13 protein-coding genes are annotated in these 12,636 nt (G+C 47.8%); 11 read left to right on the forward strand and 2 right to left on the reverse strand.

Annotation, left to right across the window (positions count from 1 at the left end; genetic code table 11):
• Positions 1-23: 23 nt before the first annotated feature.
• From FGB90_RS00580 to FGB90_RS00630, 11 genes are all read left to right on the forward strand, one after another.
• Positions 24-1,031: a tripartite tricarboxylate transporter substrate binding protein gene (locus FGB90_RS00580; protein ID WP_138808619.1), complete on the forward strand. Its 1,008-nt coding sequence runs from the start codon at positions 24-26 to the stop codon at positions 1,029-1,031.
• A 49-nt stretch (positions 1,032-1,080) separates the two neighbouring features.
• Positions 1,081-1,599 (forward strand): tripartite tricarboxylate transporter TctB family protein, encoded by a 519-nt coding sequence (locus tag FGB90_RS00585; protein WP_138808621.1) that lies wholly within the window; start codon positions 1,081-1,083, stop codon positions 1,597-1,599.
• Positions 1,600-1,633: 34 nt separating this feature from the next.
• Positions 1,634-3,130, forward strand: a complete 1,497-nt coding sequence (locus tag FGB90_RS00590; RefSeq protein ID WP_138808623.1) for a tripartite tricarboxylate transporter permease — start codon at positions 1,634-1,636, stop codon at positions 3,128-3,130.
• A gap of 29 nt (positions 3,131-3,159) precedes the next feature.
• On the forward strand, positions 3,160-3,708 hold the full coding sequence (locus FGB90_RS00595) for a gamma carbonic anhydrase family protein (RefSeq protein ID WP_138808625.1): 549 nt from the start codon (positions 3,160-3,162) through the stop codon (positions 3,706-3,708).
• 36 nt (positions 3,709-3,744) lie between these two features.
• Positions 3,745-4,545, forward strand: a complete 801-nt coding sequence (locus FGB90_RS00600) for an enoyl-CoA hydratase (protein ID WP_138808627.1) — start codon at positions 3,745-3,747, stop codon at positions 4,543-4,545.
• An 84-nt stretch (positions 4,546-4,629) separates the two neighbouring features.
• Positions 4,630-5,811, forward strand: a complete 1,182-nt coding sequence (locus FGB90_RS00605) for a glycerate kinase (RefSeq protein WP_138808628.1) — start codon at positions 4,630-4,632, stop codon at positions 5,809-5,811.
• Positions 5,812-5,827: 16 nt separating this feature from the next.
• The gene (locus tag FGB90_RS00610; protein WP_138808630.1) at positions 5,828-7,276 is read left to right on the forward strand and encodes an FAD-binding oxidoreductase; all 1,449 of its coding nucleotides are present in this window, start codon (positions 5,828-5,830) and stop codon (positions 7,274-7,276) included.
• Positions 7,277-7,301: 25 nt separating this feature from the next.
• Complete coding sequence (locus tag FGB90_RS00615) at positions 7,302-8,567, forward strand: (Fe-S)-binding protein (RefSeq protein ID WP_438502677.1); 1,266 nt, start codon at positions 7,302-7,304, stop codon at positions 8,565-8,567.
• A gap of 146 nt (positions 8,568-8,713) precedes the next feature.
• On the forward strand, positions 8,714-9,193 hold the full coding sequence (locus FGB90_RS00620) for a tetratricopeptide repeat protein (protein ID WP_138808634.1): 480 nt from the start codon (positions 8,714-8,716) through the stop codon (positions 9,191-9,193).
• Between the two features lie 38 nt (positions 9,194-9,231).
• Positions 9,232-9,948 carry an alpha/beta fold hydrolase gene (locus tag FGB90_RS00625; protein WP_171051645.1) on the forward strand — a complete coding sequence of 239 codons (717 nt, stop codon included), beginning with the start codon at positions 9,232-9,234 and terminating at the stop codon, positions 9,946-9,948.
• A 26-nt stretch (positions 9,949-9,974) separates the two neighbouring features.
• Positions 9,975-10,427, forward strand: coding sequence for an NUDIX hydrolase (locus tag FGB90_RS00630; protein WP_138808638.1), 453 nt, complete (start codon positions 9,975-9,977; stop codon positions 10,425-10,427).
• 42 nt (positions 10,428-10,469) lie between these two features.
• On the opposite strand, the gene FGB90_RS00635 is transcribed toward FGB90_RS00630, so the two are convergent.
• Positions 10,470-11,321 carry a DUF2268 domain-containing putative Zn-dependent protease gene (locus tag FGB90_RS00635; RefSeq protein WP_138808641.1) on the reverse strand — a complete coding sequence of 284 codons (852 nt, stop codon included), beginning with the start codon at positions 11,319-11,321 and terminating at the stop codon, positions 10,470-10,472.
• Between the two features lie 305 nt (positions 11,322-11,626).
• A complete protein-coding gene (locus tag FGB90_RS00640) occupies positions 11,627-12,589 on the reverse strand; it encodes a calcium/sodium antiporter (protein WP_138808642.1) in 963 nt (320 codons plus the stop codon).
• Positions 12,590-12,636: the final 47 nt, after the last annotated feature.

Raw genomic sequence — 12,636 nt, forward strand, 5'->3', positions numbered from 1 at the left:
TATTCATTTAGGAGGGGAAGAATTTGAAAAAAATTAACTATTTGATTGCTGGATTGGCTGTACCTTTTGCACTGGCTTTGCAGGGATGTTCAGACGGTGGGGCTTCCGGCTCCACAGAAGCTGGCAACGGGTCAGCTGGAGATGCCGAGAACGAGGAATATCCGGTTCGTGACATTGAAATGGTAGTAGGCTGGGGAGCGGGCGGTGGAAGTGATACGTTTGCACGTGCGATTGCAGCGGAGCTCTCCGATATTCTGGATACGAACATTAACGTGGTAAATAATGAAGGCGCATCCGGGGCGATTGCTGGAGATTATGTGCAGGAACAGGATCCGGATGGTTATACATTCTGGGCGATTTCTTCCAATTATCCCATTAACGTAGCCCAGGGAAATACTCCGCACGGACTGGATACGTATACCCCGATTGGACGCGTGCAGGATGATATTGTAACCATTCAGACCAAAGGGGGAGAGTTTGAGGATATTGAAGATTTCCTCGATACAGCCAGGAATGAAACAATTACTGTGGGAGGTACGGGATCTTTAGGTTTTGATGAACTGATCCTTACTCAGATGGAACTTGAAGCAGATGTGGATTTCAACTTCGTTCCTTACGAAAGTGCAGGAGAAATGCATGCTGCCCTCCTTGGAGGACATATCGATGCACAGGTTGAGCAATTCAGTCCTACAATTGGACAGGTCGAGGCTGGAGAAATTGATATTCTGCTGGCATTCAACGATGAAAGTGTTCCTGGTTATGAGGATGTGCCTTACAGCATGCAGTATGGCTGGGAAGTAACAGAAGGGCAGAATCGTGGTCTGGTTGTTCATTCGGATACACCTGATTATATTGTGGACATCCTTGTCGAGGCCCTTGAAGAAGCAAAGGAACAGCCGAGGTATAAGGAATATGAGGAAGATTCCTATCTGCATCTGAGAGATGGATGGTTACCTTCGGATGATTGGGCTGCTGAGCTTGAAAATGTAGTAGCAAATTACGAAGAGCTTCTTGAGGTTCTTGGACAATAACGGTAAGGGCGGAAGTAATCTTCCGCCTTTCCCATAAGGGGGAATTACAGTGAAATACAATATCATGATAGCTCTGGGAACAGTAGCATTTGCGGTATTCTTCCTGGTCATCACTTTTGGAATACAGGGAAGGCCTGATAACCAGGTGATCGGTCCAACCTTCTGGCCAATGACAATTCTTGTTCTTATGGCACTTCTGGGGATTCTGCTCTTCATTCAGACCATTCGCGAAAATAAAAGAACAGAACACCTTGAAAGAAAAGATGAAGATGTAGTCGATGAAATACTTGAAGAAACAGCGGATCAGTCTAATAAAAAGAATTTCTGGCTCCTTGTTGCAGGGCTTGTATTTTATATCTTTACACTTAATATTGTAGGTTTTGTTGTGGCTACTGCTTTTATTATCTGTTATGCAGCCTGGCTTCTTGGAATGGAAAAAATTCGTTTTCTAATTCTGATGCCGATTGCCAGTTCGCTGGTTCTGGTTTTTATTTTTCAATCAACACTGAATGTGCCTCTTCCGCGGGGAGTTGGGATTTTTAGAGAAATATCCATGTTTTTTTCCTAGATGGTGTATTTATGAGAGAAGGAGGGAGTAGACCATGATTGAAGGAATACTAACCGGAATCACCAATATTATCCAGCCTATACATATCGTTTTTCTGCTGTTTGGCTTATTTATCGGTTTCCTGGGTGGAGCCACACCAGGGATCAGCGGAACAATGCTCGTTATTATTTTACTGCCAATCACGTATGGATTGGATCCGACCCCGGCATTTCTACTGTTAACAGCTATCTATGCAACGGCTGTATTCTCGGGATCTATAAGTGCGATTCTATTTAAAACACCTGGTGCACCTGAGTCTGTGGCAACTGTTTTTGACGGTTACCCCATGGCGAAAAACGGACAGGCTGGAAAAGCACTTGGAATTGCGATCCTGAGCTCGGCTGCCGGGGGGATTATTGGAACCATTATTCTGATTTTCCTGACACCTACACTGGCGGGGTTCGCGCTTCAGTTTTCCGCTCCTGAATTTTTTGCTCTTGCTTTTCTCGGGCTTACCGTTGTAGCGTCCCTGAGCGGCGGTGCACTGATTAAAGGTCTGATCGGGGTCCTGTTTGGTCTCTTTATTGCCACCATCGGACGTGACGTGATCACCGGAACGAACCGGTATACATTTGACAGTAATTATCTCCTTATGGGAATTGATTTTATACCTGTTCTAATCGGACTGTTTGCCATAGCTGAAGTTTTGAGAAAGTTCCAGGAAGTGGAACTGAATAAAAAGGTAGGTAAAGTTATTACCAAACTGCCGGATCTTAAACTGTTCAAAAAGATTTCCGGTGTGATTGGAAGATCATCTCTTCTCGGTATCTTTGTTGGTATTCTGCCGGGAGTAGGCGCTACTACAGCTTCCATGCTCAGTTACAGTGAAGCTGCCAGGTGGTCAAAAAGAAAAGATAAATTCGGGACTGGAATTCCTGAGGGGATCGCCGCTCCCGAATCGGCTAACAACGCTGCTTCAATGGGGGCCATGGTTCCGCTTCTTTCACTCGGTATTCCAGGCAGCGCCACCACAGCAGTTATTCTTGGTGCTTTTATCCTTCACGGAATTCAGCCGGGACCAATGATGTTCTCTGCACAGGGGGATCTTGTATATACCATATTTATCGGTCTTCTTCTTGTGAATGTGTTTATCATTTTTCTTTCTATCCCGTTTATTAAGCTGTTTTCACAGATTGTTAAAATACCATACATGGTGATTGGCCCTTTAATTCTGGTATTCTGTGTCATCGGTACCTATGCAGTGCGTAACAGCATATTTGATGTATGGGTAATGCTTGGTTTCGGTCTTCTGGGATACTTTTTCCTGAAAGCGAAGTTCCCGCTTGCACCAGTTATTTTAGGTGTCGTCCTGGGACCCCTGGCCGAGGAGAATTTCCGGCGAGCCCTGCTTATGGGGAACAACGACTTTATGATTTTCTTTACCAGACCGATCAGTCTGACGCTGATCATACTGGCTGTCATAAGTCTTCTGTTCCCAATCATTAAAAATATGATTGACAAAAAAAAGAACCATAGAGACCAGGCTGCCTAGCCTGTAAAAATTTTAAGGGAGATGAAAATATGATCTATGAATTTGAAGGAAAAAAACCGGAGCTCCATGATTCCGTCTATCTGGCCCCTAATACACACGTTATCGGGAATGTAACTCTAGAAGAGGATGTGTCGGTCTGGTTCAACACTACAATCAGGGGCGAAAATGATGAAATTAAGATTGGGAAGGGCTCCAACATTCAGGAAAATTCCATGATCCACGTAGATGAAGGATTTCCCGTTACAATCGGGCAAAATGTCACAATCGGCCATAATTGTGTCGTACATGGCTGTACGATTGAAGATGGTGCACTGATTGGTATGGGAGCGATTATTTTAAATGGTGCCCATATTAAAAAAGGTGCTGTAATTGCGGCAGGAGCGGTCGTGGGAGAAAACAAAACTGTTGACGAGGGGATGCTGGCAGCAGGTGTACCGGCTAAACCTCTTAAGAAAGTAAAAGAAGAACTTCAGGAACGTATTCTCGATGGTGCAAAATTCTATCAGAACAATGGTAAGCGATTCCAAAAAGCAGGTATCGTAAGTGAAAATGAACTGTCAGTCGAAAAAGTTAAATAAAGTAAGAGCTGCAGATCCTGGAGGGGAGAGATTGGAATGTCAGTAGAAAGTGAAGTGAAGAAAAAAGGAAGTGTGGAACTGGAACACCATGGTGCCGTTGCTATGCTCACACTTACCAGGCCGGACGCACTGAACGCCATGACCTGGACGATGTATGAACAGCTTGAAGACCATTTGACCGCCCTTGCAGCTGATAAATCTATCAGAGTAGTCGTTATTAGAGGTGCAGGTGATAAGGCGCTTGCTGCCGGGACGGATATTAGTCAGTTTAAGGACTTTTCCGGGCAGGATGGAGTTGCCTATGAAGAGAGAATCAACAGAGTTATGAATCAGCTGGCGGAATTTCCAAAGCCGACAATTGCGGCTGTTCACGGTTATGCAGTAGGTGGCGGTATGATAATTGCTACAGCGTGCGATCTTCGTTATGCAACGTGTGATGCTAAGTTCGGGGCCCCAATGGCACGTACCCTTGGAAACTGCCTGAGTATGGATAATTATAAGAGACTTGCTGAAGAACTTGGTGCAATGAGGACGAAGGAGCTTTTGTACACTGCGAAAGTCATTGGGACGGAAGAAGCAGCTGCACTTGGTTTTCTTACTGGTGTATTTGAAAATGAAACATTTTTCGATCAGGTGCTGGAAACAGCAGAAAAGATCAGTCGTAATGCACCAATGACAGTAGACACTACTAAGAAAGCAATGACGAGAATTTACAAAGGGGAAGAGCAGTCCGATCATTTTGACGAGGTCATTGCAGGTGTGTATGGAAGTGAAGATTTTAAGGAAGGTGTTACAGCCTACATGGAAAAACGCAGACCTGTGTGGCAGGGGAAATAAACGGTCTTAGCCTACTCTGGAAAAGGTGACGCAGTAAGTCACCTTTTTGCGGTGAGAGTCAAAATAAAGGGAGAGAAGTGTAGCATGAAAATCGTTATCGCGCCTGATTCCTTTAAAGAGAGTTTATCGGCTTACGAGGCTTCAAATGCTATTGAAAAAGGGTTCCGGAAGGTTTTTCCGGATGCGGATTATATAAAGATTCCCATGGCAGATGGAGGGGAAGGTACGGTGCATGCCCTCGTTTATGCTACTGGCGGCAGTATAGTGGAAAGAAAGGTAACCGGCCCTCTGGGGGTACCTGTGGATGCGCATTACGGCATACTTGGAGATGGAAAAACCGCTGTAGTGGAAATGGCTTCTGCCTCCGGTCTGCACCACGTCCCACAACATGAGCGGAATCCTCTGCTGACAACAACATTTGGAACTGGGGAACTGCTTTTAGACGCAGTGGAACATGGAGCAGAAAAGATTATTATAGGCATCGGCGGCAGTGCCACAAATGATGGCGGGGCCGGAATGATCCAGGCCATTGGCGGACGTCTGCTGGATCGGGAAGGAAGGCAGATCAGACCGGGCGGCACAGGTCTGGCTGATCTTGTTTCAGCAGATCTAACTCAAATTGATGAACGTCTGACACAGGTCACCCTGGAGGTAGCCTGCGATGTGGATATACCGCTTACAGGCAGTAATGGTGCTTCTGCGGTGTTTGGCCCTCAAAAAGGGGCAGATTCCGGCATGATCGAGCTTCTGGATCAAAACCTTGAGATTTTTGCGGATGTTCTTGAAGTGAATGCAGGAAGAGAAGAACGTAACACGCCTGGTGCCGGAGCAGCAGGAGGGCTTGGATTTGGATTGCTGTCGGTGCTTTCAGCAGAGTTGAAAAGTGGTGTGGATATCGTGCTGGATGCTGTTAAATTTGAATCTGTGATCAGCGACGCGTCTCTCGTTATTACAGGAGAAGGCAGGATCGACCAACAGACAGCCCATGGAAAAACTCCCGCCGGTGTAGCGAAAGCAGCAAAAAAGCACGGTATACCTGTCATTGGTATTGCTGGATCCGTTTCCACAGAAAGTGGGACAATTCAGGGGATCGACAGGCTTTTCAGTATCGTCCCGGGTGCTGTGCCTCTTGAAAATGCAATGGCAAATGCAGCGGAGTATACAGAATTCACTTCGGAAAATATTGCCGGAATAATTGAGGTTGGCATTAATCAGCACAGGAATAGCAGAAAAGCAGCTGACAGATTACCAACATACAACGGATAGTGAGGGAGGGACCGACTTGCTTGAAGCAAAGGTAAAAAAGAAACTCATTGCGATCGTAGGTAAAAGTCGATTTTCAGATACAGAGGAACAGAGAATCGTTTATTCATATGATGGAACTCCGGGGTTTCAGGCTGAACCGGATGCCGTTATCCGCCCTGCATCAACGAGTGAAGTACAACAGATTGTTCGTCTTTGTGCAGAGCATAAAGTGCCTATTGTGCCAAGAGGATCAGGGACGAACCTGTGTGCAGGAACGACACCTACCCATGGCGGGGTAGTTATGCTGTTTACAGAAATGAACCGGATTCTGGAAGTGGACATGGATAATTTGACAATGACCGTACAGCCTGGCGTAACAACGCTGGAAATTGTAAACAGGGCAGAGTCTGAAGGTCTTTTTTATCCTCCGGACCCAAGTTCCATGAAAATATCAACTATAGGCGGGAACATTAATGAAAACTCGGGAGGGCTTCGTGGCCTTAAGTATGGCGTCACTAAAGATTACATCATGGGACTTGAATTCGTCCTCGCTAACGGTGAAGTAATCAGGACCGGTGGGAAGCTCGCGAAGGATGTAGCAGGATACGATCTTACAAAACTAATGATCGGAGCAGAGGGAACCCTTGGCATAATTACGGAGGCTACACTGAAGCTTGTGCCGAAACCCGAGAAAAAGGAAACCATGCTTGCTCTATTTCCGGATATGGAATCATCAGCAAAAGCAGTGTCCTCCATTATTGCGTCCAAAATTATTCCTGCAACACTGGAATTTCTGGACCAGCCGACCCTTGAAGCCGTTGAAGCATTCAGCCAGATCGGGCTTCCTACATCCGCCGGTGCTGTATTGCTCATGGAGCAGGACGGGGAATCCCACGTTGTATATGAGCACATGGAACAAATGAAGAAAATATGTGAAAAAGAAGGGGCAATTTCTGTTGAAAAAGCCCGAAACGAATCAGAGGCGCTCGCCCTGACAGAAGCCAGGCGATCAGCATTAACTGCCCTCGCACGCCGGAGACCTACAACAATGCTGGAAGATGCGACAGTCCCCCGTTCCAGGCTGGCTGAAATGGTTCGGTTTATTGAGTCTACAGCGAAAAAGTATAACGTGGAAATCTGTACATTCGGTCACGCGGGAGACGGTAATCTCCATCCAACATGTATGACTGATGTGAGGGATGAGGAAGAAATGCATCGTGTTGAAGAAGCGTTTGCTGAAATATTTGCCCGGGCTATTGAACTCGGCGGGACGATTACAGGTGAACACGGTGTAGGAGAAATGAAGTCACCCTACCTTGCCTGGAAGCTTGGAGATGCCGGAGTAGAAGCAATGAAGGCAATTAAAACAGCACTGGATCCTCAGAATATTATGAATCCGGGAAAAATGTTTGCAAAGGAAGCAAGGAAAAGAATTACGGTAGGGGGTGGGTCAAGTGAGCAAGTCCAACGTACAGGAAGCGTTTAAGGAGCGCGTGGATTATGAGGAGCTGATGAACTGTACAAGATGCGGTTTCTGTCTTCCTTCCTGTCCGACTTATATACAGACCGGTGGAAACGAAGCCAGCTCACCCAGAGGCAGGATCGCACTGATGAGATCGGTAGTGGAGGGACGTAAGAAACCTGATGCAGAGGTAGAAGCCCAGCTGAATGAATGTCTAGGCTGCCGCGCATGTGAACCCGCCTGTCCCTCCGGAGTTAATTACGGTCACCTCCTTGAACAGGCACGAACAGTCATCAATGAACACAAATCCTATTCCCTGCCGGTAAAAGTTCTGAGAAAAGCGACTTTTGACTGGTTATTTATGTCGCATGACCGGATGCAGAAACTGCACCGGCTTCGGTATATGTATGAAAGAACCCCTATGCAGAATGTAATGAGAAAATCAGGTATATTTAAGCTCTTTCCAGGCGAAACGGCTACGATGGAGCGGGTCGTACCGCCTGCAGTCCCCCCATCAGAGTTAAATGAAGTACCTGAAGTAGAGTCTGCAGCAAAGCCTGCAGTTAAGAAGGTCGCCTTTTTCAGGGGCTGTTTAATGAGCACTATGTTTGCAGAGACAAATGAGTCCACCAGGTTTTTATTAAAGCAGGCAGGCTGCGACATTGTAACACCAAAGACACAGGAATGCTGTGGTGCCCTTCATGCCCACGGCGGTGAAACGGATAAGGCGAAAATGCTGGCGAAGAAAAATATTGAGGCATTTGAACAGGCTGAAGTGGATGCGATTGTTTCCAATGCGGGAGGTTGCGGAGCCGGCCTGAAAGAGTATCCATTTCTGCTTAGGGACGAGCCGGAGTGGGCGGATCGAGCGAAACAGTTTTCGGAGAAGTCAATGGATATCAGTACCCTGCTGGCATCACTTGCACTTCCGCCAATGAAGCTGGATGCTCAGCTCGTCACGTATCAGCCTTCCTGCCACCTTTCAAATGTCATGAAGGAAAGAGGGAACGTGGAAGCTCTGCTTGGCAGGATTGAAGGTGTGCAGTATGTTGCCATGCGGGAGAAAGATCAATGTTGCGGCTCTGCAGGAATCTACAACCTTGTTCAGCCAAAAATGGCGATGAAAATCCTCGACAAGAAGATGAGTGATGTAAAGGATACTAAGGCTTCCTGTATCGTCACCTCAAATCCAGGCTGTCTTTTACAGATGAAAGCCGGTGTGGAGCGGGAAAACCTCAGTAGTGAAGTGCAGGCTGTTCATATTGTCGATCTACTTGCCCAGGCAGTCAAAAACGCTGAGACAGTTGAAGTGTAATAGAGAGTTTTCTAAACAGCTTCCTGTAATAAGGGAGTTGTTTTTATTTTCGTTTTTTGGAATTTGCTGTATTCTTGTGTGGGGGAATTCAGCAGACGCAGGCAGAGTTGGCTTTTATAAATTAGTACTAAAAGGGTGAAGCAGATATGGAATTAAACGAAGCACTCGAACTTATGGAAGAAGGAAAATACGAAAAAGCAGCGCAATGGTTTAAGTCGCAGTCCACTCGGAATCCGTCTGATCCCGAACTTTCCTATCACCTGGCTTCCTGCCTCGATGCGCAGGGACTGGAGCGGGAGGCTGCGCCTGAATATGAGCAGGCCATGGCAAACGGGCTTTCCGGTAAAATGCTTGAAGAAGCCTACGTCCAGCTCGGCAGTACGTACCGCACTCTTGGAGAATATGAAAAGGCCCGTGATGTGCTGGAGAAAGGGCGGTCCCTGTTTCCGGAAAACCGCGCCATGGATGTGTTTTATGCGATGGTTCTTCATAACCTCGGCTCACACAGCAGGGCAATGGAGCTGCTGCTGAAGTGCCTGGCAGATACGAGCACGAGTACCGATGTTGAGTTCTACAAAAAAGCAATTGCATTTTACGCTTCACGGATTGATCAAGTGTGGGAATAACACCGCAAAAATTCGCTAACCTTCAAGGAGGCCCCCTATTGAATAAAAAAATACTCGTTAATGGAACGGATTTTTTCACAACAACAGCAGGGAACCGGAACAAATTGCCCGCTGTCGTTCTCGAGTCCGGCTACGGTGACGACTCAGGAACGTGGGACCCGGTCGTGCACAGCCTCTCACAGCTCACGAAGGTGTTTACATACGACCGTGCCGGTCTCGGAAGGAGCGGACCTCCTCCGGAAGGCTCCCGTACAAGCCGGGACATGGTCGCTGAACTGAAGGAGCTGCTGGAACATTCCTCCGTGGAACCGCCTTTTGTTCTTGTCGGTCATTCATTCGGTGGTGTCAACGCCCAGCTTTACGCAGCAGCCTATCCGGACGATGTGTGCGGCCTCTTGCTCGTTGATGCCACGCCGGGCGATTACCGGGAACGATTCTTACCTCTCATGCCGGAAGCCTTCCGGGAAGCCTACCACCGGCAATTCACCCTGGAGATAAACGATGAGGAATTCGGTGACAGTCTTCGTCAGCTTCAGGGTGCAGCGCTCAAGCAGGACCTCCCCATAACCGTACTGTCAGCCGGGAAAAAAGATCACTACTCGCAGGAAGCCCAGGCACTCTGGCACACGATGCAGAAAGAGATGGCCGGTAATTCTGCTGCATCTTCGTTTGAAATTGCCGAAAACAGCGGTCACTATATCCATAAAGATGAACCGGAACTCGTAGTGAGAGCGGTTCGGAAACTGGTTACGTAAAGTTTTGGGCAGTGAGGGGAGAGGAAATGAAAAAATGGTCAGGTGCAGCAGGGATCTGTATCAACGAAAAAGGTGAACTTCTCATGGTGCTTCAGGGAAAGCCGGAAGAAGAAAAGAGATGGACCATACCTTCAGGCGGGATTGAAAAAGGTGAAACGTTTGAAGAATGCTGTGTCAGGGAGCTCTGGGAGGAAACCGGGTACCATGTACAGGTGACTGAAAAAATTAATGTGAAGCAAGGGTACCAGAAAGAGTATGGTCTGTCGGTTGAGGTGCATTACTTTTCGGTTCGTCTGACTGGCGGAGAGAAGGTAATTCAGGATCCGGACGGGCTGATTTACGCCATTGACTGGAAGAATATAGAGGGAATAAATAATCTCATATTAAGCTTTCCTGAAGACCGTGAGTTTCTCATCAACTTCATCCAGAATTCCCAAATGATGCAGGAGGAAAATGTACATAAACAGAAGCTGAAATGAACAAAAAGGCCGGGTCCCTCAGGAAACCGGCTTCTGTTATTTTCACTGCATTTTAACGTTTCCCGTCATTTCCCAGAGGACGCGGCCTGTAAAGTCAGGCAGGTCCTTCTCCTGAATGGCAGCCACCTCAGCAAGGGACTTCCCTTGCTCAAGAAGATAAAAAACGACCTCCCAGCCGGCAAAGTAAGCCTCCCTTGCATGTCCCGTGGTTCCTTTGCCAAAGGTAAACCGGGTTACAGTTTCGCCGGATGCGTCATGAAGGCAGGGCACGATTCCGTTTAGGATTGCTGAGCGGTTTTCCCTGCACGAGTTCAGCCAGCCCGGTTCCAGTTCCACGTAGTCTTCTTCATTTTGCCCCGGCACCAGGACTCTGCTTGCATGGGTGGCAAGCCCCTCCTGGATCACCGTAGTTCCAATCGTCCGCTCCCACTCCCCACTCAGTCCTGCAGTGTGGGAGTGAACGATGTGCGTCAGTTCGTGTACCAGCGTGACCCGGTCCGTGCCGTTTTCAACCGGAAGGCAGAGGGCCATGCGGTTCTCATCCAGCTGCGCCGCGAATGCATTGCCTTCAAACCCGCCTGCAAAATAAATAACGGTAAACGAGACCTGTTCCCCGCAGCCGAGGAGCGTTTTTACTTCAGTGAGCGTCTGTTTAAGATCCTCAAGTTCAGGCTTCCAGCTCCTCAGGTGATCGATTTTTTCCCCGTATTTTTCCCACGCGCCATCAAGCAGCTCCCGGGCCATTTTTTGCCCTTCCTCACCGGGCTGCACGGCGGCAAAACCGTAATGCTTCTGCCACAGCTTCCATCTGGATTCAGGGTCCGCTTCTTTTGCCCGCTCGTAAAAATCAAGAAACTTCGGCACCATGTTTATGCACTGAACATCATCAGCCATTTCCCCTCACCGTACTTTCTTTTATGACCACTTTAACATAAATATCCAGCGTGAAACCGCAAAAAAAGGCTGGGACAGAAGTATTTTTACAGACGAAAATCCGAACAACCAATATGCGGTGCAGGTAAATCGCTCCTGAAATATTCGCCGCTTTCCGCGGGAAGCGGCTGAGCCTCCGCGTGCTCCGCACTGCGGGGTCTCACCTGCGCTTTTCCTCCCGCAGGAGTCGGCGAATATTTCATCCGCTTATCAGCTTTTTGTTCGGATTCAAATCTAAACACTTTCCTTATGTCCCAGCTGCTTGGTTAATTCCTGAAAATAATATAGACGAGGTAGATCAGGTAAACGGCTGTAAGGATCGCACCTTCGTATTTTCCCACTGCAAACCGGGTACGGGAGAAGACGAGCAGCACTACGGTCATCACACACATGAGGATCACGTCAACGATCATACGGGCGTCCACGTCGAGAGGCAGAATGATCGCGGCAAGACCGATGACAAAGAACGTATTAAAGATGTTGCTCCCAATAATATTACCAACTGCAATTTCACTTTTTCCTTTAAGTGCTGCAGTAATACACGTGGCGAACTCCGGAAGGGCGGTACCGACAGCCACGATCGTTAAGCCGGCAAGCGTCTCACTCATACCGAAACGGTAGGCGATCTCAAGGGCGTTTCTCACCACAAGCTCCCCGCCGAAAATGATCGCGGCAAGTCCGCCTGCTGTCAGAATGATCTGCTTCATCCAGCCTGAGGCAGATGTATCATGGGGGGGAGGGCCATACGACTGATCCTGGTTGTTCCGTGCCGCTTCGATAATATAATACATAAACACTGTGAAAAACAGCAGCAGGGTAACGCCTTCGCTTCTGGAAATTGAAGTGACCGCTGTGCCTTCCAGGTAGGAATCACTCATGAAGATGAGAAGGGCGACGGCAGACAGGAGGGCAAAAGGGATTTCCTTGCGAATCGTCTGGTTTTTGACGGTGATGGGGGCAATGATGGCGGTAACGCCGACCACCATGGTGATGTTAATAAGGTTGCTTCCAACCACGTTGCCGACCGCCACATCAGCACTCCCCTTGAGAGCTGCGAGAATACTGACGGTTGCTTCCGGTGCACCTGTTCCGAAAGCCACGATCGTAAGTCCTATAACAAGAGGGGATATTTTTAAAAGCGCTCCGATATTGGATGCGCCGTCCACAAACCATCCGGCACCTTTGATGAGCAGGAGAAATCCCCCGACCAGCAGTATGTACGGTAACATAGCCTCAGCTCTTTTTTTACAGATTTTTATTTCACCTATATTTTATA

Origin of the sequence: Alteribacter natronophilus, assembly GCF_006007885.1 — a bacterium.
GTDB classification, from domain to species: Bacteria; Bacillota; Bacilli; order Bacillales; family Salisediminibacteriaceae; genus Alteribacter; species Alteribacter natronophilus.